Source organism: Runella sp. CRIBMP, from assembly GCF_009905605.1.
GTDB lineage: Bacteria > Bacteroidota > Bacteroidia > Cytophagales > Spirosomataceae > Runella.
Genome location: NZ_JAAAKZ010000026.1, coordinates 16,371 through 37,050 on the forward strand (window position 1 = coordinate 16,371; position 20,680 = coordinate 37,050).

Below are 20,680 nucleotides of genomic sequence, written 5' to 3' on the forward strand. Positions count from 1 at the left end.
AAATCAATAAAACTAATAGAAGCTATTTGCTTACTTTCTTCGACTTTGCGCTTGTGGGTGTGGGTTTTGAGTTCATTTCCATGTAATCCACTACCAAATGACTCAGGGCTTTCACGCCCAAGGTAAAGCCACTTTCGTCAATGTAAAAATCAGGGGTGTGGTGAGGGGCTACGTCGTAAGGACTTTTGCCTTTGGCCATACCGCCCAGAAAAAAGAAGAAACCCGGGATTTTCTTTTGGAAATAACTAAAATCCTCCGCTCCTGTTGCCACGGGAGAGATTATCACATTTTCCTTTCCCGCGAGAGCTTCAAGCGTTGGAATCATCTTGTCGGTCAGTGCTGGGTCATTGACCGTGGCTGGATAACCAATGCCAATTTCTACGTCGGCTTTTGCACCCGCACTTTCGGCAATGTGCGTAGAAACTTCTTTGATACGACGATGGACCAACGCCTGTTGGGCATCCCCGAATGTCCGAATCGTGCCAATCATTTCCAGAGATTCAGGAATAATGTTGTAGCGAATTCCGCCGTGAATGGCTCCCACAGTGACCACGGCAGGGTTTTCGGTAATATCCACATTCCGACTTACGATGGTCTGCAATCCCATCACAATCTGAGAAGCCGTCACGATGGGGTCAACGCCCGACCAAGGCGAAGCGCCGTGCGTTTGTTTGCCTTTGAGTTTAATCGTCAACTGATCCACGGCGGCCATCGTAGCACCGGGGCGGTAGCGAATCTTACCTACTTCCGTTTGCGAATTGATGTGCAACCCAAAAATAGCGTCCACTTTTGGATTTTCCAGTGCTCCTTCTTCAATCATTCGGTTGGCACCAAAGGTCCCACCTGTGTAAACGCCTTCTTCCGCTGGTTGAAAAATAAGTTTAACGGTGCCTGCCAAATCCTTTTGCATTGACGCAAACACTTCCGCTACTCCCATCAAAATCGCGACGTGGCTATCGTGGCCGCACGCGTGCATCACGCCCGTTTTTTGGTTGTTAAATTCCGTCATCACCTTCGATTTGAACGGCACATCTACCCTTTCGGTCACGGGAAGGCCATCCATATCGGCCCTTAAAGCCACTACTGGGCCAGGCTTCCCACCTTTGAGAACCGCCACAACGCCCGTTACCGCCACTTTTTCACGGACTTCGTAGCCCAATTTACGCAGATGTTCTGCCACAATATTGGCCGTTCTGAACTCTTGATTCCCCAATTCGGGGTGCTCGTGCAAATCGCGACGCCACGCAATGACTTTACTTTCTATGGCGTCGGCCGATTGATTAATAACGGGTTTGAGACCGCTTTGGGCAAAGCCTGTCGAAAGGCTCAATCCCGCCACAAGGCTATACAGGATAGGTCTGTTCATGAAGTGATTAGTTGAGGTTAACAAAATTTTTAGGCAATTTATAAAAATTCGGGATGGGATGTTCGATATTCGCGGTTTAAACCATTGAGAGTAATGCAAAAACTTCTTTTTATAGACCGCGACGGAACCATCATTGTGGAACCTCCCGTCGATTTCCAAGTTGATTCATTAGAAAAACTGGCGTTTTTACCCAAAGCGATTTCCAATCTACGGCGTTTGGCCGAGGAGACCGATTTTGGTTTTGTCATGGTCACCAATCAGGATGGCTTAGGAACAGATTCTTTTCCAGAAGATACTTTTTGGCCCGCCCAAAATAAAATGCTCCAAACGCTGGAGGGCGAAGGAGTATCGTTTCAAAAAATCCACATTGACCGCAGTTTTCCGCACGAAAACGCCCCCACGCGCAAACCCGGCACGGCGCTCTTGACCGAATATTTCAGTGAAGCATACGATTTGGCCAACAGCTACGTCATCGGTGACCGCCTGACGGATGTACAGTTAGCGGTGAATTTGGGCGCAAAAGCGATTTTTCTGGCCGCCGAATGGCCCAAAGATTTGCCCAAAGAACTGAATGACGCCATTACGCTCGTCAGCACCGATTGGGATAAAATCTACGAACACCTACGCTTACCCGCCCGCATTGCTTCGGTAGAGCGCAACACCCGCGAAACCCAAATCAAAATTGAACTAAACCTCGACGGCAACGGTCATTCAACCATCCATACAGGCATTGGTTTTTTTGACCACATGCTCGACCAGCTCGCCAAACACTCGGGCGCAGATTTAAAAATAACGGTGGAAGGTGACCTCCACATCGACGAGCACCACACCATCGAAGATACCGCACTTGCCCTTGGCGACGCCTACCGCAAGGCCATTGGCGACAAACGGGGCATCAGTCGATACGGTTTTTTGTTACCGATGGACGAAGCGTTGGCGCAAGTGGCCATTGATTTTTCTGGACGCCCTTGGCTGGTATGGGATGCCGAATTTAAACGAGAAAAAATCGGTGAAATGCCTACAGAGATGTTTTATCACTTCTTCAAGTCTTTTTCCGACACAGCCCTGTGCAATCTCAACATTCAATGCAGCGGCTCCAACGAGCACCATAAAATCGAGGCCATCTTTAAAGGCTGGGCCAAAGCCATCAAAATGGCGGTAAAACGTGACTTAAAAGCGCTGGATGTACTGCCCTCCACCAAAGGTGTTTTATAATTCATAAAAAAAACGCATTATGTTTGGGGCGAAAGCCCTTACATTCTTACTTTTGTAGGGAATACAAAAAAGGTTTCACTAAATTAAATTCAACATAATGGACTTAAGAACGATTGGTACAATTATATTTTACGTTGTGTTGCTTGGAATCGCGTTTTGGGTGGGAAGTCTTTTGGAAGGCCAAGAGCGTAACTACAAGAAATTCTTCAAAGACTAGGTACATTCGTACAAAGCTGAAAATGCTCCTTGTACGTTGAAAAGAGCGAGCGATTGGAAACATCCAATGGCTCGCATTTTTTTATAAGCAACTTTAAATCGCATCGGCGTTCCGATATACTAATCATGGACATTAAAGGAAGAGTCATTCAGCTATTGGCCTTACAAACGGGTGAAGGCAAAAACGGCACGTGGAAAAAGCAGGATTTTGTGATTGAAACCGACGGACAATATCCCAAAAAGATATGTATTTCGGCGTGGGGAGACAAAATCAACGAAAGTGCTTTGCAGGTGGGCAACGAAGTCAACGTTTCGTTTGACGTGGAAAGCCGCGAATACAACGGTCGTTGGTACACTGACGTTAAAGCTTGGAAAATTGATGCACTCAGTGCGGGTGGTTATGAGTCGGCTCCGGTTGCTTCTGGCACTGGTAGCACTTCTGCACGACCTACCACAGAACTCCCTTCTACATTCCAAAGCGGCGACGAAGACAATTTGCCGTTCTAATCAACGGTACAAAGCCTTGGCAAGTTTGTCTATTAAATTTGCCAAGGCAAAAGAAATCAGCGAAAAAATCTTCTCCGCTGATTCGCCATCACTCCTTCATTTTTAAATACACTCCGTTGGTCCAACCAAAACCATCTTGGTTGGGGTATTCGCCGTCCTGCGCAGAAATATCATCCGTCAGCACGTTGTATTTTTCCATCATTTTGCCCGTTTTGGCATAATAAGTCTCATTGTTGTTCATCCAGTTGTTTTTGACTCTGTTGGCCAAGGCATCAAATTGATAATTCTTAAGTCCCTGATAAGCAATCCATTGTAGCGGCGCCCAGCCGTTGGGCGCGTCCCACTGCTCATGCGTAAATTGGAGCGTGGTCAGCAATCCGTTTTTCTGTAAAAATTTTTCTTCCAATACCTGTGCCACCCGTTTCGCCTGTACGGGGGTGGAGAGAGAAAAAAACAAAGGGAAGGCGGCCGCCAAAGTATAGTTATCTTTTTGTCGGGTTAGTTTCCAATCATAATCGAAGTAAAACCCCGTCGCTTCATTCCAGCAAAAAGCTTGAATGGCAGCCTGACGCTGCGCTGCTTTTTCTTTATATCTGTCGGCTAAAAGCACATTTCCCCCTAATTCATAGGCGCGTTGTAATCTTTTTTCAAGAAACCACAGCAGGCAATTCAAATCAACGGGAATCAGGTCAGTGGTATGGATGGTTTGCATGGTTTGGCTATCCTTAAACCATCGGCTGCTAAAATCCCAGCCCGACTCGGCAGCGGCCCGGAGGTGTCGATACACTTCTTCGGGAGATTGGTCATGCACCTGCGCGGCCAATGCCACGTCTTCTTTGTAGGCTTCGGGCCGGGGCAACGAAACATCGTCCCAATACCGATTCAGAATGCTCCCGTCGGGCAGCCTCACCACGCGATTTTTTACCATTAGGGTAGGCGACAATTCTTCGTAGCCACGCATCCAAAACGCGTATTCTTCTTGCAATTGGGGCAAATAATGTTGCCACACTTGTTCTCCTTTGCTTTCGGCCAACAGATTGACCATCAAGGCAAAAAAGGGCGGTTGCGACCGACCCAAATAATAGGTGCGGTTTCCGTTGGGAATAAACCCTATCGTATCAATCAAATGCGCAAAGTTGTTGACCATACTTTCGACCAATGCTTCCCGCCCCGAAACCTGCAAACCCAACATCGTGAAATACGAATCCCAGTAATAAATTTCCCGAAAACGCCCGCCCGGCACCACGTAGCTAAACGGAAGCGGAATGAGCGAGCCTTGCGCTTCGGTGGTGGACGGTTGACGGGTCAATACCTCCCACAAATCATCCAAATGCTGTTGAATAGGTTTAGTAAGGTCGCTTTGATATTCGATGACTTGTTCGGTAGGAAGGATAAAATATTGTTCAATAAAAGCTTTTAAATCAAAATTCGCTTCATTTTTTCGGCGATGATAACTATCGAAAATCTGAGCCAACGGCTCTTTGGCAATGGCGTCCGAAAACGTCTTGGAGTCGGAAAATAAAGAACTGCGCTGCACCACATCAAACAACGTCTGAAAGTTTTCCGCAAGGTCACGGTCTGCAATTTGAGTTTCGGATAAAGTCATTCTTAATCAACGGTTTTAACAAAAACAATCCATGTTTGCTCAATGTCCACCCACCGAGCTGATTTCGACCGTGGCGTTTTTTCCCTGCAAACGGCTGAATAAAATCAATGCTAGAATCAACAATCCGATAGGAATCAGTGAAAAGTAAAAGGCCGTTTGCCCGCCGTAATGTTCAAATACATAGCCCGTAATCAGCGAACCCGTGGTTCCCCCCAATGCCGAAAATATCACAATCAAACCCGACATCAGACCGTGTTTTTTTAAAGGCAATGAGCTCAATATCAAAGAATTGATGGCTGGGTAAATAGGTGCTAAGAACAACCCTATCATGGGAAAAATAAACGCTGCCAACGGCGCATTCCCCCATCCCGTTACCCCACTCGTTGGGGCATTTTGGGCCAAAGGCAGTGCGACCAACACCAAAGCAGCCGAAACGGCAAGACACCCCGTTAAAACAAATAGCCAATTGAGTTTTTTTAATAACACTCCCGCCAAAAATCGCCCCAAGGCCGTAGCAATGGCCAACAGGCTTGCCATTTGAATACTCAGCGCATTGGGCAAATGAAGCACTTTGCTGTTGAACGTTGGCAACCAACTCATGATGCTCTGTTCTATCAAAACATACGTAAAAGCACAAATGACAAATACCAATACTAAAGGCAGAATCATCAGGCGAAACATCTCGGCAAAATCGTCGGTAAAAGGCTTGGAGGCATCTATTTTCAACGATGATTCATCCAGCGGAGTCGACAACAACAAAACAAAAGCAACCAAGGCAATTCCTCCTAAGAGGTAATATACTTTCAGCCAAGCGGTTGGGGTAGAATCGTCAATAAACCCACTGAATAAGAAGTATCCAGCCAAAATACCCACCATAAAGAACGACTCGATAAAATTCATGAGGCTGATATGCTCTTTTTTGTCGGCCGTAACCAATCCGATGGTACCGTATACCGAAACCTTAATGAGTGCAAAGCCTGCTCCCGCAACCGCAAAAACCACTTTGGTCATGCCAAAAGAATGAATGGATGGCATCAGCAAACAAATAAGCGCATTGAACCCCAAGGCCACAAGCATGGCGTTTTTATATCCCAATCGGTTGATGTAAGAAGCAATTAAAAAAGACACCCCTGCGATACTTAAATCCTTAAACGCCTCCAGAATAGAAGCCGAGGTTTCGGAGACGTTGTAGGTACTCTGGACTTGTAAAATGACGGTGCCGACACTATTGAGCAGAATGGCAAAAACAAAATAATTCAGAAAAATCGAAAGCTTTACTTTCCAATACGATTGCATAGGGTTTAGGTTAAAAAGATGGAAGTGGAAATTGGGAATCTAGATACGAAACGGGTTGTCGGAGGCTTATAAAAAAAGAAGCGGGACAAAGCCCGCTCTTCAATCATCATAGGGAAGCGAGATAAAGCCAAGACAATTTTTTCATGACAAAGTTCTACTTTTATCTCAAAAAAAAATAGGCTTCTATTGCGCACTTTTTATCCTAGATTAAGATTTTTTACCCTATTTTTGGCACAAATAGCTTAACACAGGCGATGAAAACCGAATTTGAAGTCATTCGTCCCGACGAAGGGAGCTCGTTTCGCATCCTCCACAACGTTGTTTTGCCAGAGCTTTTCAGGTGGCAATTCCATTATCACCCCGAATACGAAATTGTCTGTGTCTTCAACGGCTCTGGCCGCCGGCATGTAGGAATGCATTTGAGCCATTATGAAGACGGCGATTTGGTGTTTATCGGCCCCAACGTCCCGCATTCGGGCTTTGGTCAGGAAGCCGTAGGGCCGCACGAAGAAATCGTGGTGCAATTAAAAGAAAATTTATTGGGCGAACATTTTTTGGAAATGCCCGAAATGAAAGCCGTAAAACGGCTTTTTGAGCGTTCTCATTTTGGAGTGTGCTTCCATGGAGATACCAAAATTTACGTCAAACAACGGCTCAAAAAACTACTTGGCCTCCCACCCTTTGAACGGTTGATGGAGTTGGTCAATATTCTTCAAATATTGGCCACAACTTCCGAATCTTCCCTATTAAATACCGAAGGAATCAAACTTGAAGTGAGTCCTAAAGATGAACTTCGTCTGAATAAAATCTTAAAATACGTTGAAGAAAACTATCAAAAACCCATTGATATTCAAGAAATTGCCTCTATTACCCATTTAACCGTTCCTTCTTTTTGTCATTATTTCAAAAAGATGATGAACATAACTTTTACCGACTTCGTCAATCGCTATCGCGTCAATCAAGCGTGTCGGCTACTTTCGACTGGCAAAAGCATTACGGATATAGGCTACGAAAGTGGTTTTGGAAACGTGGCCTACTTTAATCGTGTTTTTAAGGCCCACAAATTGCAAAGCCCTTCGGAATACCGAAAGGCTTTGCAGAAATAATGGTTTTGAAAAATTATGCTCCCTACTTGGTGGTATAGTTGGGCGCTTCTTTCGCAATTTGAATATCGTGGGGGTGGCTTTCGCGCATCCCTGCCGCGCTGATTCTGACAAATTGGGCTTGTTTGAGTGCATCAATATCGGGGGCGCCACAATATCCCATTCCGGCTTTCAGTCCTCCTACCAATTGGTAGACGATGTCTGACACTTTGCCTTTAAACGGTACGCGACCCACAATTCCTTCAGGAACCAGCTTTTTGATGTCATCTTCCGCATCTTGAAAATAACGGTCTTTAGACCCATCTTCCATGGCTTCCACTGAGCCCATGCCTCGGTAAGATTTAAAGCGGCGTCCTTCGTATAAGATTTCTTCGCCGGGTGCTTCGTCTGTACCAGCCAGTAGCGAGCCAATCATTACGGTACTTGCGCCGCCCGCGATGGCCTTCACTACGTCGCCCGAATACCGAATACCGCCATCGGCGATGACCGGAACGCCCGTACCTTCAATTGCCTTCGCTGCCTCATAAACAGCTGAAAGCTGCGGCATCCCGATTCCCGCAATGATCCGGGTAGTACAAATACTGCCAGGCCCTACACCTACTTTGACGGCATCGGCACCCGCCTCTACCAATGCTTTGGCCGCCGCACCCGTGGCGATATTTCCGACAATTACGTCCAATTTAGGGAATTGCGCTTTTACACCTTTCAACGCCTCAATCACCCCAAGCGAATGGCCGTGGGCAGTATCGATGCTTACTACATCAACGCCCGCTTTAAGCAACGCTTCCACCCGGCGAATCAAGTCGGCCGTGACGCCTACCGCCGCCCCTACGCGCAAACGTCCAAGGGAATCTTTACAGGCATTGGGGTGGTCTTTGCGCTTGATGATGTCGCGGTACGTGACCAATCCTACCAGTTTATTGTCTTTGTCAACAATCGGCAATTTTTCAATTTTATATTCTTGAAGTGTGCTTTCGGCTTCTTCGAGGCTGATGCCCTCACGAGCAGTGATGAGGTTTTCCTTGGTCATTATTTGGGCAACCCCTTTTGCCATATCTTTCTGAAAACGTAAATCACGGTTGGTGACAATTCCGATGAGTTTACTGTTTTTGTCAACTACAGGAATACCGCCAATTTTAAATTCGGCCATGATGCGCATCGCATCTCTAAGGGTAGCGTCTTCGTTGAGGGTGATTGGATCAACAATCATTCCGCTTTCAGAACGTTTCACTTTACGAACCTGAGCGGCTTGATCTTCAACGCTCATATTTTTGTGAATCATTCCGATTCCTCCCTCCTGTGCCATGGCAATGGCTAACTGAAATTCGGTAACGGTATCCATCGCTGCTGAAATCAGCGGCACGTTAAGACGGATGTGACGGGTAAGTTGTGATTGCGTGTTGGTATCGCGCGGGAGTACTTCGGAGTAGGCAGGTACGAGGAGTACGTCGTCGTACGTTAGAGCTTCGTAAAGGAACTTAGTTGTGTCTGAGAGCATAGCAAATAAACGATTCGTTATTTGCCGCGTAAAATTATGAGAAATTTTTGGGAATGTAAAATCTGAATTGTTTTTAACAAAAAAATAAAATAGTGAATTAGAGACATAAAAAAGTGATTTGCTATTTATTCAGGCCTACTTTGTGATATGTATCCTTCATAACAATCTCAAAATCATCGATTTTAATCTTGCTTTTGAGGTCATCATAATTATCATTAAACCACGAAGCGGAAACAAACACCACTTGTTCTTCATCCAAACGCCCCACAATGCTTTCGACCAAATATGCTAGGCTGACCATCGCGTCTTGATTTTTAAGTAAAGATAGTAAAATACCATTATTTTTGCGGCTTCAATGGTAAAGACAACAATGCAAAAGAATTTTATTGAAGAACTTCGTTGGCGCGGAATGCTCAACGACATGATGCCCGGGACGGAAGAGCAATTGCAAAAAGAAATTACGGCTGCCTATATTGGTTTTGACCCCACTGCTTCGTCGCTGCACATTGGAAATTTAGCTACCATTATGTTGCTCAAACATTTCCAGCTATGCGGCCACAAGCCCTATGCCCTCGTAGGTGGTGCCACAGGCATGGTCGGCGACCCTTCGGGCAAAGCCGCCGAACGGTCGTTTTTGTCGGAAGAAACCTTGCGTTACAACGAGTCGTGTATCAAAAAACAACTGGAAAAATTCCTCGACTTTGATGGCGGCCCCAACTCGGCTGAAATCGTAAATAACTACGACTGGTTCAAAGGCATTAGCTTTTTAGATTTTTTACGCGAAGCGGGAAAATACATTACCGTCAATTATATGTCGGCCAAAGATTCAGTCAAGAAACGCCTCGAAACGGGCATTTCTTTTACCGAATTCAGCTACCAATTATTACAGGGCTACGATTTTTATTGGTTATACAAAAACAAGCACGTTCGGCTGCAAATGGGCGGCTCAGACCAGTGGGGCAACATCACCACGGGTACGGAGCTTATTCGTCGCAAAGAATCCAACAACGACGAAACCTCCGAGCATCGGGCGTTTGCGCTTACTACGCCGCTTGTCACCAAAGCCGACGGCACCAAATTTGGAAAAAGCGAGGGCGGCAACGTGTGGTTGGATGCATCCATGACGTCTCCTTTCCAATTCTACCAATTCTGGATTAACTGCACGGATGCCGATTGTCCGCGTTTGTTGCGGGTATTTACGCTTTATTCAAAAGAGGAAATCGAAACCTTTGAACAGCAACACGCCGAAGCGCCTCATTTACGAATTATGCAGAAAGCCTTGGCAAAAGATGTTACGATACGTGTTCACTCGCAACACGACTATGAGATGGCCATTGCGGCGTCGGAAGTGCTGTACGGAAAAGGCACCCTTGAAACCCTTCAACGCATGGATGCGGCAACCTTCACATCCGTTTTTGAGGGCGTTCCTCAAACCATTATCAAACGGAGTGAATTAGAAAATTGCGCGTCTGTTACCGATTTATTGTCTACTACGACCCACAATGAGATTTATCCTTCCAAAAGTGAAGCTCGTCGTGCTATTCAGGGAAATGCGGTGGGAATCAACAAAACCAAAGTAACCGACGCAAACGCTCAACCCAACTTTGTGTTGCTCCAAGACAAATATTTACTGGTTTCAAAAGGGAAGAAAAACCACCTCATTTTAGTAGAGTAAAATAGTTTTACAAAAAATATTTTCTCAAAAACGCCTCTTTGAGGCGTTTTTTTTGTCACTTTATTAAAAAACAACGTCAAAAGGCAACAAAAATTGGGTATATTCTTTTTTTACAAAAAATATTTTCGACATTTATAAAAATTTGGCACGACTATTGAGAACGTCATTTTGTTAGTAAATCATCTTCTAAACAAACGCATGGCCAATCTCTATAACCTTTAGTATCATGCAGAAATTAAGCCTAAACCAAACGCTACAGCAAAAACTGTCGCCTCAGCAGATACAGTTCATTAAGTTATTGCAAATTCCTACGGCGGAGTTGGAAACGCGCATTGAAGAGGAGCTAGAGATTAATCCAGCGTTGGAAGAAGGGATGGAAGAAGATATGCTCTCAAAAGATGAATACAATAACGATTCGGAAGATGATTACGCTGATGATTATAACCACCGCGACGACATCAGTCTGGATGATTATCTTCATCATGATGAATACGCAGGTTATAAAATGTACAGCGACGGCAACCACCCCGACGAAGATCGGGATATGCCGATTGCAACGATGAGTACACTTCATGATGCTTTGATTCAACAATTCGGTTTTTTACGGCTCAATGAGCGCCAAACCGTTATTGGTCTACAATTGTTGGGAAGCATTGAAAACGACGGTTACATCCGTCGCTCGTTGCAAGCCATTGTCAATGATTTGGCCTTTTCACAGGGTTTTTATTCTACCATTGAAGAAGTTGAAACCGTTTTAAAGAAAATTCAAACGTTTGACCCTCCTGGCATTGGAGCACGTAATTTGCAGGAATGTCTGCTACTTCAACTGGACCGTAAAGACCCTTTAGATCCCAACGTAACGTTTGCCATCAAGATAATTGAAGACTTTTTTGAAGAGTTTTCGAAAAAACACTACGAAAAAATCCAAAAACGGCTTGGCATCAACGATGAACAAATGAAAAATGTGATTTATCTCATCACCAAGTTGAACCCAAAACCAGGATCGGTAGAGGGTGAAGATGGGCTAGCGCATTATTTATTACCTGATTTTTGGGTGAGCAACACAAACGGCAAATTGGAAGTACATCTTAACTCCAAGAATGCCCCCGAACTGCACATCAGCCGTTCGTTTGCCGATATGCTTGATACCTACGATAAAAGCGACAAAACAAACCGTCATATCCGCGAAACGGTAACCTTCGTCAAACAAAAATTGGATGCGGCCAAATGGTTTATTGATGCCATAAAACAACGTCAGAATACGCTTCAGCGGACGATGAACGCCATCGTCAATTACCAATATGAATTCTTTCTCGACGGTGACGAAACTCGCCTAAAGCCCATGATTCTGAAGGACATAGCCAATCGAATTGAAATGGATGTTTCGACCGTGTCGCGCGTGGCCAACAGCAAAGCCGTACAAACTGAGTTTGGCGTTTATCCCCTGAAATATTTCTTTTCCGAAGGAATTTCGACCGACTACGGCGAAGATGCCAGCAGCCGGGAAGTAAAATCTATACTGAAAGAGTTTATCGAAAACGAGCCCAAAAGCAATCCACTTTCTGATGATAAATTAGAAAAACTCCTCAACGACCGAGGGTACAACATTGCCCGACGAACGGTGGCTAAATACCGCGAGCAGCTCAACATTCCAGTAGCCCGATTGAGAAAGCAACTTTAGAGATTTAGTAGTAGTTATCTGTTAATAGTGTAATTTTACACCCTGATAGGTTTGGCAGTACCCAAACAGTAATCAGTAACAGATAACCACCTACGCTACCCTTGAATACACGCCTTGCACAGGTCATTTCTGTCCTGTTTCACCCATTGTTGATGCCCACTTTCTTGTTGGGCCTGTTGTTTTTTTTCGCACCTGATGTTTTGGGTATCGACGTACTCGCCCCTTCTATCCGTATCACCCTGTTGGGGTTTGTCAGCATGACTACCTTTGTGATACCCTCCTTGGGAATTTACTATCTCTATCGTGCCAAATACATCAAAAGTCTGCACTTGGATGACTTGGCCGACCGTCGGCTTCCGTATTTTCTTTCGACACTTTTTTACGCTTTTGCTACTTATTTTTTCAGTTTCAGCATCCCACCGTTGTCAGAAATTGCCCCCGAAATCGGTATCGTGTTAGGAAGTATTACGGTCTCAATTGGAATGGTGGGGCTGATTAGTCTTTATTGGAAAATCAGCGCCCATTCAGTCGGTATAGGTGGGATGTTGGGAGCGGTGTTGGGCATCATTGTAAAATTTGGTCATACCAATCTCATGTATTCGTTCATTGTCCTCATTTTGATGACTGGATTTTTAATCAGTGCTCGCCTCAAACTCAACGCCCATACCCCTGCCCAAGTGGCGGCTGGGCTTTTTTTGGGCGTTTCTATAAGTTTGGTGACAGTTTGGTGGTTTGTATAACAAACCTCTCGTTGCCAACGTTTTACTATTGCTTTATCCTATAAATAACCTATCGATGACCTTCGACAATATTTTGTTTGAACTATTTGGCGGCGTAGCTCGCATCACTCTCAACCGCCCCCACGTTTATAATGCCCTCAGCCCAGGTTTATTAAAGGATGTTACGGCGGCAATCAATGCCGCTGCCGAAGACGATACCGTCCGGGTGGTGGTCATTACGGGAGCGGGAGAAAAAGCCTTTTGCTCAGGAGCCGATTTAAAAGAAGGAATGGCAGGGGCTAAAAGTCTGGGCGATTCACTCCGTACCAACTACAATCCCATGATTCTGGCCATTCGTTCCATTCCCAAGCCCGTTATTTGCCGATTAAACGGCGTAGCAGCGGGGGCTGGATGCTCCTTAGCGCTCGCTTGTGATGTGGTCATTGCCGCAGAAGACGCCTATTTAAGCCAAATTTTTGTCAACATTGGCCTAATGCCCGATGCAGGCTCAACATTCTTTTTGCCACGATTGGTCGGAATGCAACGCGCCTTTGAGTTGGCAAGTACCGGGCGCAAAGTTTCGGCAGTAGAAGCCGTTCAGATGGGGCTTATTTCCCGGGCGGTTCCCTCAAGTGAGTTGGATTTGGTCGTGAGCGAAGTCGTAAGTTATTATCGAAATGCCCCCACCAAAGCGATTGGGGCCATGAAACAGGTCCTTAATCAATCAATTAACTCCAATCTGGAGCAAATGCTTGAACTTGAAGCCGAGCGTCAAGATGACCTAAGCCGTACTTACGACGCCTCCGAAGGAATTATGGCGTTTTTACAGAAAAGAAAGGCTGTTTATCGGGGAAAGTAAACGCCGAAAGAAACCTGAAGTGAAAAGCTGGAATCCAAGTATTCATTTCAAAACCTCTTCAAAACATGCTTATCCGAATTGTCCGTATGACTTTTCAGCCCGAAAAAGTCGGTGAATTTTTAGACATTTTTGACCGCTCAAAACACAAGATTCGTGCTATGCCTGGCTGCCGCCACCTTGAGTTGCTGAGTGATTATGATCATCCCAACGTTTTCATCACCAACAGTCATTGGGATGATGTTACCGCTTTGAACAACTACCGTAATTCAGAATTATTCAAAGAAACATGGGCAAAGACCAAGGTACTTTTTTCTGAAAAGCCCTTGGCCTTTTCGTCCCGAAAAATAGGAACGGTTTGATAGCTTATTCGCCAAAAAGTGCTTTCAACTCGGTAGCTTCGGATGGCTTCATACGCCCCGCCAATACCAACCGCAACTGACGACGGCGCAAAGCACTTTGAAACAGTTCTTTTTCTTCTTCGGTTTCAGTAATTACGGGCGCTACTTCAATCGGGCGACCACTTTGGTCAACGGCCACAAAGGTGTAGAAAGCAGCGTTAGTATGAATGGCTTTTTCACCTGCTGAAAGATTCTGCGCGCTTACTTTGATGTGTACTTCCATGGAAGACGTAAAAGCGCGCGTTACCTGTGCCTCAAACGTTACAATATTTCCGAGTTTAATGGGTTCAGCAAACGACACATTATCTACCGAAGCGGTAACGACCGTTCTGTGGGCGTGTTTTTGGGCGGTAATGGCCGCGCAAATATCCATCCAATGCAGCAAGCGCCCGCCCATTAGGTTGTTGAGGGTATTGGTATCGTTGGGCAATACCATTTCAGTCATAATAGTGTGAGATTCGCTGGCTTTTCTGGGCAGTGGCATGAAAAATTCAATGGTTTTAGTGGTTGACAACGCAAAACAACAAAAAAATAAATGATTATTTCGGTCTGCGAACGTAATTCTGACGAAGCAAATAGAGACATACGAACCATTTCATTCGTACGGCTGTTACGTTGAAGTCCACGTATTCTTGCCCTAAACAATACAAGGTGGATTAATAAGGCAGTTTATAATTCGCCCCAAAACTTGCATCCAATATGAGCCAATTTATGGTTGAGTTTATTCTTCCTGAGGAAACAACGGAGGAATTTATCGCAAAAATCCCTCGTCAACGATTGAAAATCAATAAGTTGATGGAAAAGGGGAAAATAACATCGTATTCACTCGCTTCCGACCGCTCCAAGTTGTGGTGCGTTATCAAAGCCGAAAATGACATAGAAGTGATGGAGATTATTGCCGAGTTTCCGCTGATTGGCTATATGCAGGCGACCATTAGCGAATTGATGTTCAACAATACCGCTACCGCCGTAAAACTGCCTCTTTATTCGCTGAATTAAGCCATTTTATCGCCAGAGTTCTGATAATCCGAAAGGGTATTGCTACCTTTGCGGGCAAAAACAGCCGTGACCCCTTCCGAAATTTTCCTCCATCGTCAAGCTCAATTTAAAGTCCAGGCTGACGATTTTCAAAAAACCTATAATCAACTCTCGACCATCCGCCTCATAGTGTTTATTGGGGCAATGGTGGCCGTTTGGCAATCACTCACTTTTTCTTTGTGGATTCCCGTCACGGCGGGGGTTGTGGGTTTGGTCATTTTTGCATTTATTCTACGTAAGCATCAAGCTACCAAACATCAACTGAAGCTGCACCGCGCCTTGGCCGCCCTCAATGCCGACGAAACAGAGCGCCTTTCCCTGCGTTTTTCTCGCCCACAGACGGGTGAGGAGTTTGCCATCAAAAACCACATTTATAGCAACGACCTCGATATTTTTGGGCCTCATTCTTTGTTCAGGCTGCTCAACCGCGCGCATACGCGGGTAGGGATGCAAACTTTAGCCAATTGGCTGCTCGCCCCCGCCGACCCCATCGAAATTGCGGTGCGACAGGTAGCGATTAAAGAGCTTGCGCCCTTGTTGGATTGGCGTCAAGAACTAGAAGCGAATGCCTGGTTGGAAAAACAAATTGCCGAGCCAACTGATTTTTTGGAACATTGGCTTCAAGCTGGTGAAAATGAGTCTATCCTGAGATGGAAAAAACTCCGATGGCTGCCGTTGCTCACCATCGGCTTTATTATCGGGGCATTTGCAGGGTTTATACCTTGGTCAGTCGTACTACTTTTGTTAGGTTTTCACAGCTTTATTTTAAGTAAATTAAACCCTTCGGTCAAAGCATACGCGGAGCAATCTCAGGGAATCGTAGACACCCTGAAAGCCCTAGGTATATTACTCAAAAAAATTGAAAATCAACCTTTTCAGTCGGCAAAACTCAAACAGCTTCAATATCAGTTACAATCGGGGAGCACCACCGCATCTAAACAAATTGACACCCTCGCATCTGTCACCGAAAGTCTCAACTTTCGACTTAATCCTTATTTTATGCTGGCCGTTGGATTGCCATCTTTGTGGGATTTGCAATGGATGACGAAGTTAGAAGCCTGGAAAAAAACGCACCGCCACGACCTTGCCAAGTGGCTCTCGGTAGCGGGCGAGATGGAGACCTTGTGCAGTTTGGCGGGTTTTTCCTACGCCAACCCTCAGTATCCGTTTGCGGAAATTTCTCCCGAATCCTTTGAATTTAAAGCACAACAGGCGGGGCATCCGCTAATACATCCGGACAAAAGGGTTTGTAATGATTTTGAGCTTAGCCACGTGGGGCAAACGGCCATCATTACGGGGTCCAACATGTCGGGGAAAAGTACTTTTTTACGAACACTAAGCCTCAACACGGTACTTGCACTGGCAGGCTCTACGGTGTGCGCAACGGCTTTGACGTGCTCGCCCGTTCGGGTATTTACGAGTATGCGAACGCAGGATTCACTCGAAGAAAACACCTCTTCTTTTTATGCCGAACTCAAACGGTTGGAAGCGTTGCTGCAACTCGCCAAATCATCCCATATCCCTGTTTTTTACTTTTTGGACGAAATCCTGAAAGGCACAAATTCGGTCGACCGTCACAAAGGAGCCGAAGCCTTGATTCGACAACTCCATTTACTGCACTGCTCAGGGTTTGTTTCTACGCACGATTTAGAACTAGGGATGATGTCGTCGGTGCATGATTACATCCACAATTATAGCTTCTATTCGACGTTTGCCGACGGTCAGCTTCACTTCGATTATCGCCTGCAAGAGGGCGTTTGTCGGGAGTTCAACGCCACGGCCTTGATGCGCCAAATTGGGATTGAGATTCAGTAATACTTCCTTTTATGACCGCTTATTTCTGTAGAATTGCTTATTTCTGACAATCTGTCAGAAATTTATGCCTTGGAATAAAAATTGACCGGTTGTCAATCGTCATAACATTTAATCACTTAAACATTGATTATGGAAGCAACTACATCAGCGACCGAAAAAGGTCAATTGTCGATTCATACCGACAATATTTTCCCAATTATCAAAAAATTCCTCTATTCTGATCACGAAATATTTTTGCGTGAGCTGGTTTCTAACGCCGTAGATGCCACCCAAAAACTCAAAAAACTGGCCGGTTTCGGTGAATTCAATGGTGAATTGGGCGAGCTGAAAGTAACGGTAAAACTGGATGAAGAAGCCAAAACCATTACCATCAGCGACCGAGGTATCGGGATGACGGCCGACGAAATCAAGAAATACATAAATCAGATTGCGTTTTCGGGAGCCGCCGAATTTGTGGAGAAATACAAAGAAAAAGAAGACACGCGCGGCAACATCATCGGAAACTTCGGACTGGGATTTTATTCTTCGTTCATGGTGGCGCGAGAAGTAGAAATCATCACCAAATCTTTTCAGGAAGGCTCCGAGGCCGTTCGCTGGACCTGCGATGGTTCAACGGAATTTAGCATCGAACCTGCCCAAAAAGAAGACCGAGGCACCGACATCATTCTGCACATTGCCGAAGATTCGGAAGAATTTTTGATGAAATACCGCCTCAACGAGATTTTAGAAAAATACGGCAAATTCTTGCCCGTTGAGATTGAATTTGACGAAAAAATCATCAACAATCCCAACCCAATCTGGACCAAGCAACCCTCTGAACTGAAAGACGAAGATTACATTTCGTTCTACAAGGAACTACACCCGATGAGCGAAGATCCTTTGTTCTGGATTCACCTCAACGTAGATTATCCCTTCAATCTTACGGGCGTTTTGTACTTCCCGAAACTCAAAAACGACTTCTCAATCAAGAAGGAAAAAATCCAACTCTATAGCCGTCAGGTATTTATCACGGATGAAGTAAAGGATGTGGTACCCGATTTCTTACAATTGCTCCATGGCGTGATTGACTCACCGGATATTCCGCTCAACGTATCTCGCAGTTATTTGCAGTCGGATTCAAACGTCAAGAAAATCAACGGATATATTACCCGTAAGGTAGCCGATAAGCTTTCGGAAATCTTCCGTAACGACCGTGAAGGCTTCGAGAAGAAGTTTGACGACATCGGACTGTTTGTAAAATACGGTATGATTTCAGACGACAAATTTGGCGAAAAAGCCAAAGAATTCTGCCTCGTTAAAAACCTCGCGGGCAAGCACTTTACGTTTGAAGAATACACCGAAAAAGTCAAAGAAAATCAAACCGATAAAGGCGGCACCGTAGTGTGGCTGTATGCAAGCGACGTACAAAAGCAAGATACGTACATTCAATCTGCGCAAAAACGCGGCTACGATGTACTGATTTTTGACAGCGTCATTGACCCACACTTTATCAACGGTATTGAGTACAAAATCGAGAAAACCAGCATCAAACGTGTCGATGCCGATACGTTGGATAAACTGATTGAGAAAGAAATCAAGCTCGAAAGTGTACTTTCAAAAGACGACGAAGAGCGTGCTAAAAAGCTGTTTGAAGAAACCCTCGGCGGTGCTCCTAAGCTCACGATTACGGTTGAAGCCATGCCAACGGACGAAATGCCCGTCGTCATTACGATTCCCGAGTTTATTCGTCGTATGAACGATATGGCGGCTACTTCGGGACAAAAATCAATGTTTGGCGACATGCCAACGATGCTCAACTTAGCAATCAACGCCAACCACCCTGTTACGCAAAAAGTCTTGAACGCCCCTGACCCATCAGAGGCCTCTGCCTTGATTCGTCACACTTACAACTTGGCGCTATTGTCGCAGGGAATGTTGTCGGGCAGCGACCTGACGGCCTTCGTTCAGCAAGCCGTTTCGAGATTGTAATTCACACTTCTTTATAAAAAAGCCGCGACGCACCCATTGTGCGTCGCGGCTTTTTCTGTATTGATAAAAATTTGCTAATGACTTAGTCGGAGCATATCTACTCCAGTTCCAACACCGCTGAGTACAAATCGATGCCTGGAGCCCAATAGTCGGGCTGTTGAGAAAGGAGTTTAAAACCGAGTTTTTCGTAAAACCCAAAGGAGTGCTGCGAAGTCTCTACCAAAATCATTTTGGCTCCACCCGAGGCTTTAATCAGATCAATTCGATATACCGCAAGGGCTTTTCCTACACCTGTTCCCTGAAAATCGGGACGTAAAAATGCCCACGAAAGCCCTCCCTGATGGTCGGAAGAGCGAATCCAGTATCCTCCGCCACCTACGATTCGGCCATCGACTACAGCCACCACATAATCGTCGCCGAATATATCGAGGTATTCCAAAAAATCCCCCAATTCTTCCGGGGCAAAATACTTTGGAGTGTTCTGTAAAAAAATTTCTTCCAACTCGGTACGGTCACTGAGCTCATAGGTGCGAAACGTAATATCCATCTTTAAAACAGTTAATTCATGTATTACGGCAAAAAAAGTGCCGGGTTACTCGATTTCCACCACGACATCTTTCGACAACGGATGCGCCACGCAAGTAAGAATATAGCCCGCCGCCAGCTCCGACTTGGTCAGTCCGTCGTCTTCGTCTAAGTGCACCTTGCCCGAAGTGCATTTGCCCATGCAGGCCGTACACATCCCCGCCTGACACGAATAAGGCAGGTCAATGTCGAGTTCGAGCGCCGCTTCCAGAATCGTTTGGTGCGGCTCTACTATAAATTTATACTCACTGCCTTCGTACAAAACGGTAATTTCCTGCGCTTTGAGGCTTCCGTCGTCGTCCTGCTCCACTACCTCCCCCACCGTATGGGCCGTTCCAAAGCTTTCTTTATGAACTTTTTCGTCGGGCACTTTCAGCAATGACAACGCCTCTTTTGCTTCCACCATCATCCCCTCTGGACCACAAAGATAATACTCCGCCGCCGTGGGAACAAAGTCTTCCACTTCTTCCAATAACTTCAAAATATGCGGTCGATTCAACCTCCCTTCATGGCCTTCCCAACCATTTACAGGCTGACTGAGGGTATATTTTAACACAAACCGAGCACCAAACTGCTGCGCCATTTCGGCTAGTTGCGACTTAAAGATAATCGAAGATTCATCGCGGTTGCCATACAAGAGTATTACACGACTTTCGGCTTCTATTTTCAAGAGAGATTTAGCAATCGACATCAAGGGCGTAATACCACTCCCCGCGCCTATCAGCACCACAGTGCGGGCGTTGCGGGCATCTGGCTCCACCATAAAATGCCCCATGGGTTCTATCACTTCAATGAAATCGTCGACTTTTACGTGGTCGATGAGCCAATTAGAGACCAAACCACCCGGTACCCTTTTGACCGTTACGGCGGGGGCCGTGTCGGTGTGGGGCGAGCTACTCATGGAGTAAGAACGCCGCACTTTTTGCCCGTCGACGGTCACCAGCAAAGTCAGAAACTGCCCTGGCTTATACTTTATCATTTCACTCAACGGATGCCAAAACGCAATCGTAACGGCTTCCGCTGTCTCTTTTATGACTTCTTTTACTTTCAGATGATAATACTTTATTGACATGTGTATTTAATATATGCTCTCGCTTTTTAACCCTCAAAGTTACAATTTGTTTTTCCAACAACC

The 20,680-nt window shown here is 45.5% G+C and carries 19 protein-coding genes; 11 read left to right on the plus strand and 8 right to left on the minus strand.

Translation table 11 applies throughout. From position 1 onward, the window contains the following. Positions 1 to 22: 22 nt before the first annotated feature. Complete coding sequence (locus tag GVN20_RS27940) at positions 23 to 1,366, minus strand: amidohydrolase (protein ID WP_166561501.1); 1,344 nt, start codon at positions 1,364 to 1,366, stop codon at positions 23 to 25. Between the two features lie 93 nt (positions 1,367 to 1,459). Between GVN20_RS27940 and hisB the strand changes: the two genes are divergently transcribed. Then, a complete protein-coding gene (hisB, locus tag GVN20_RS27945) occupies positions 1,460 to 2,581 on the plus strand; it encodes a bifunctional histidinol-phosphatase/imidazoleglycerol-phosphate dehydratase HisB (protein ID WP_166561502.1) in 1,122 nt (373 codons plus the stop codon). Between the two features lie 342 nt (positions 2,582 to 2,923). Continuing rightward, positions 2,924 to 3,304 (plus strand): DUF3127 domain-containing protein, encoded by a 381-nt coding sequence (locus tag GVN20_RS27950; RefSeq protein ID WP_166561503.1) that lies wholly within the window; start codon positions 2,924 to 2,926, stop codon positions 3,302 to 3,304. Positions 3,305 to 3,392: 88 nt separating this feature from the next. Here the strand turns inward: GVN20_RS27950 and treA are convergent, their stop codons facing one another. Then, positions 3,393 to 4,910 (minus strand): alpha,alpha-trehalase TreA, encoded by a 1,518-nt coding sequence (gene treA, locus GVN20_RS27955; protein ID WP_166561504.1) that lies wholly within the window; start codon positions 4,908 to 4,910, stop codon positions 3,393 to 3,395. A gap of 39 nt (positions 4,911 to 4,949) precedes the next feature. Next, on the minus strand, positions 4,950 to 6,206 hold the full coding sequence (locus GVN20_RS27960) for a sugar MFS transporter (RefSeq protein WP_166561505.1): 1,257 nt from the start codon (positions 6,204 to 6,206) through the stop codon (positions 4,950 to 4,952). 254 nt (positions 6,207 to 6,460) lie between these two features. Between GVN20_RS27960 and GVN20_RS27965 the strand changes: the two genes are divergently transcribed. Further along, positions 6,461 to 7,312 (plus strand): AraC family transcriptional regulator, encoded by an 852-nt coding sequence (locus GVN20_RS27965; protein ID WP_166561506.1) that lies wholly within the window; start codon positions 6,461 to 6,463, stop codon positions 7,310 to 7,312. 22 nt (positions 7,313 to 7,334) lie between these two features. Here the strand turns inward: GVN20_RS27965 and guaB are convergent, their stop codons facing one another. Together guaB and GVN20_RS27975 are read right to left on the minus strand one after the other, a co-directional pair. Continuing rightward, complete coding sequence (gene guaB, locus GVN20_RS27970) at positions 7,335 to 8,807, minus strand: IMP dehydrogenase (RefSeq protein WP_166561507.1); 1,473 nt, start codon at positions 8,805 to 8,807, stop codon at positions 7,335 to 7,337. Between the two features lie 121 nt (positions 8,808 to 8,928). Then, a complete protein-coding gene (locus GVN20_RS27975) occupies positions 8,929 to 9,108 on the minus strand; it encodes a hypothetical protein (RefSeq protein ID WP_166561508.1) in 180 nt (59 codons plus the stop codon). Positions 9,109 to 9,177: 69 nt separating this feature from the next. Between GVN20_RS27975 and tyrS the strand changes: the two genes are divergently transcribed. From tyrS to GVN20_RS28000, 5 genes are all read left to right on the plus strand, one after another. Further along, entirely contained in the window at positions 9,178 to 10,482 is a 1,305-nt protein-coding gene (gene tyrS / locus GVN20_RS27980; protein WP_166561509.1) for a tyrosine--tRNA ligase, read from the plus strand. Between the two features lie 226 nt (positions 10,483 to 10,708). Beyond that, positions 10,709 to 12,163, plus strand: a complete 1,455-nt coding sequence (rpoN, locus tag GVN20_RS27985; RefSeq protein ID WP_166561510.1) for an RNA polymerase factor sigma-54 — start codon at positions 10,709 to 10,711, stop codon at positions 12,161 to 12,163. Positions 12,164 to 12,264: 101 nt separating this feature from the next. After that, complete coding sequence (locus tag GVN20_RS27990) at positions 12,265 to 12,903, plus strand: hypothetical protein (RefSeq protein WP_229599217.1); 639 nt, start codon at positions 12,265 to 12,267, stop codon at positions 12,901 to 12,903. Between the two features lie 55 nt (positions 12,904 to 12,958). Beyond that, the gene (locus GVN20_RS27995; RefSeq protein ID WP_166561511.1) at positions 12,959 to 13,741 is read left to right on the plus strand and encodes an enoyl-CoA hydratase/isomerase family protein; all 783 of its coding nucleotides are present in this window, start codon (positions 12,959 to 12,961) and stop codon (positions 13,739 to 13,741) included. A gap of 65 nt (positions 13,742 to 13,806) precedes the next feature. Next, positions 13,807 to 14,100, plus strand: coding sequence for a putative quinol monooxygenase (locus GVN20_RS28000; RefSeq protein ID WP_166561512.1), 294 nt, complete (start codon positions 13,807 to 13,809; stop codon positions 14,098 to 14,100). Between the two features lie 4 nt (positions 14,101 to 14,104). Here the strand turns inward: GVN20_RS28000 and GVN20_RS28005 are convergent, their stop codons facing one another. Beyond that, entirely contained in the window at positions 14,105 to 14,623 is a 519-nt protein-coding gene (locus GVN20_RS28005; protein WP_114463510.1) for an acyl-CoA thioesterase, read from the minus strand. A gap of 215 nt (positions 14,624 to 14,838) precedes the next feature. On the opposite strand from GVN20_RS28005, the gene GVN20_RS28010 reads away from it, so the two are divergent. The 3 genes from GVN20_RS28010 to htpG all read left to right on the plus strand — a co-directional run bounded on the left by GVN20_RS28010 (position 14,839) and on the right by htpG (position 18,960). Beyond that, positions 14,839 to 15,138, plus strand: coding sequence for a muconolactone Delta-isomerase family protein (locus GVN20_RS28010; RefSeq protein WP_114069652.1), 300 nt, complete (start codon positions 14,839 to 14,841; stop codon positions 15,136 to 15,138). 66 nt (positions 15,139 to 15,204) lie between these two features. After that, positions 15,205 to 16,992 carry a MutS-related protein gene (locus GVN20_RS30075; protein ID WP_166561513.1) on the plus strand — a complete coding sequence of 596 codons (1,788 nt, stop codon included), beginning with the start codon at positions 15,205 to 15,207 and terminating at the stop codon, positions 16,990 to 16,992. 129 nt (positions 16,993 to 17,121) lie between these two features. Continuing rightward, a complete protein-coding gene (gene htpG, locus GVN20_RS28020) occupies positions 17,122 to 18,960 on the plus strand; it encodes a molecular chaperone HtpG (protein ID WP_166561514.1) in 1,839 nt (612 codons plus the stop codon). 97 nt (positions 18,961 to 19,057) lie between these two features. Here htpG and GVN20_RS28025 read toward each other — a convergent pair whose 3' ends face one another. Beyond that, positions 19,058 to 19,507, minus strand: a complete 450-nt coding sequence (locus GVN20_RS28025; protein WP_166561515.1) for a GNAT family N-acetyltransferase — start codon at positions 19,505 to 19,507, stop codon at positions 19,058 to 19,060. A gap of 45 nt (positions 19,508 to 19,552) precedes the next feature. Further along, positions 19,553 to 20,617: a ferredoxin--NADP reductase gene (locus GVN20_RS28030; protein ID WP_166561516.1), complete on the minus strand. Its 1,065-nt coding sequence runs from the start codon at positions 20,615 to 20,617 to the stop codon at positions 19,553 to 19,555. Between the last annotated feature and the right edge of the window lie 63 nt (positions 20,618 to 20,680).

Bases quoted from the DNA above. Each gene is read 5' to 3' on its own strand.
- GVN20_RS27940 (WP_166561501.1), bottom strand. From the start codon at position 1,366: ATGAACAGACCTATCCTGTATAGCCTTGTGGCGGGATTGAGCCTTTCG.
- GVN20_RS28010 (WP_114069652.1), top strand. From the start codon at position 14,839: ATGAGCCAATTTATGGTTGAGTTTATTCTTCCTGAGGAAACAACGGAG.
- GVN20_RS28000 (WP_166561512.1), top strand. From the start codon at position 13,807: ATGCTTATCCGAATTGTCCGTATGACTTTTCAGCCCGAAAAAGTCGGT.
- GVN20_RS28025 (WP_166561515.1), bottom strand. From the start codon at position 19,507: ATGGATATTACGTTTCGCACCTATGAGCTCAGTGACCGTACCGAGTTG.
- hisB (WP_166561502.1), top strand. From the start codon at position 1,460: ATGCAAAAACTTCTTTTTATAGACCGCGACGGAACCATCATTGTGGAA.
- guaB (WP_166561507.1), bottom strand. From the start codon at position 8,807: ATGCTCTCAGACACAACTAAGTTCCTTTACGAAGCTCTAACGTACGAC.
- htpG (WP_166561514.1), top strand. From the start codon at position 17,122: ATGGAAGCAACTACATCAGCGACCGAAAAAGGTCAATTGTCGATTCAT.
- GVN20_RS27995 (WP_166561511.1), top strand. From the start codon at position 12,959: ATGACCTTCGACAATATTTTGTTTGAACTATTTGGCGGCGTAGCTCGC.
- GVN20_RS27975 (WP_166561508.1), bottom strand. From the start codon at position 9,108: ATGGTCAGCCTAGCATATTTGGTCGAAAGCATTGTGGGGCGTTTGGAT.
- rpoN (WP_166561510.1), top strand. From the start codon at position 10,709: ATGCAGAAATTAAGCCTAAACCAAACGCTACAGCAAAAACTGTCGCCT.
- GVN20_RS27950 (WP_166561503.1), top strand. From the start codon at position 2,924: ATGGACATTAAAGGAAGAGTCATTCAGCTATTGGCCTTACAAACGGGT.
- treA (WP_166561504.1), bottom strand. From the start codon at position 4,910: ATGACTTTATCCGAAACTCAAATTGCAGACCGTGACCTTGCGGAAAAC.
- GVN20_RS28030 (WP_166561516.1), bottom strand. From the start codon at position 20,617: ATGTCAATAAAGTATTATCATCTGAAAGTAAAAGAAGTCATAAAAGAG.
- GVN20_RS28005 (WP_114463510.1), bottom strand. From the start codon at position 14,623: ATGCCACTGCCCAGAAAAGCCAGCGAATCTCACACTATTATGACTGAA.
- GVN20_RS27960 (WP_166561505.1), bottom strand. From the start codon at position 6,206: ATGCAATCGTATTGGAAAGTAAAGCTTTCGATTTTTCTGAATTATTTT.
- GVN20_RS27965 (WP_166561506.1), top strand. From the start codon at position 6,461: ATGAAAACCGAATTTGAAGTCATTCGTCCCGACGAAGGGAGCTCGTTT.
- tyrS (WP_166561509.1), top strand. From the start codon at position 9,178: ATGCAAAAGAATTTTATTGAAGAACTTCGTTGGCGCGGAATGCTCAAC.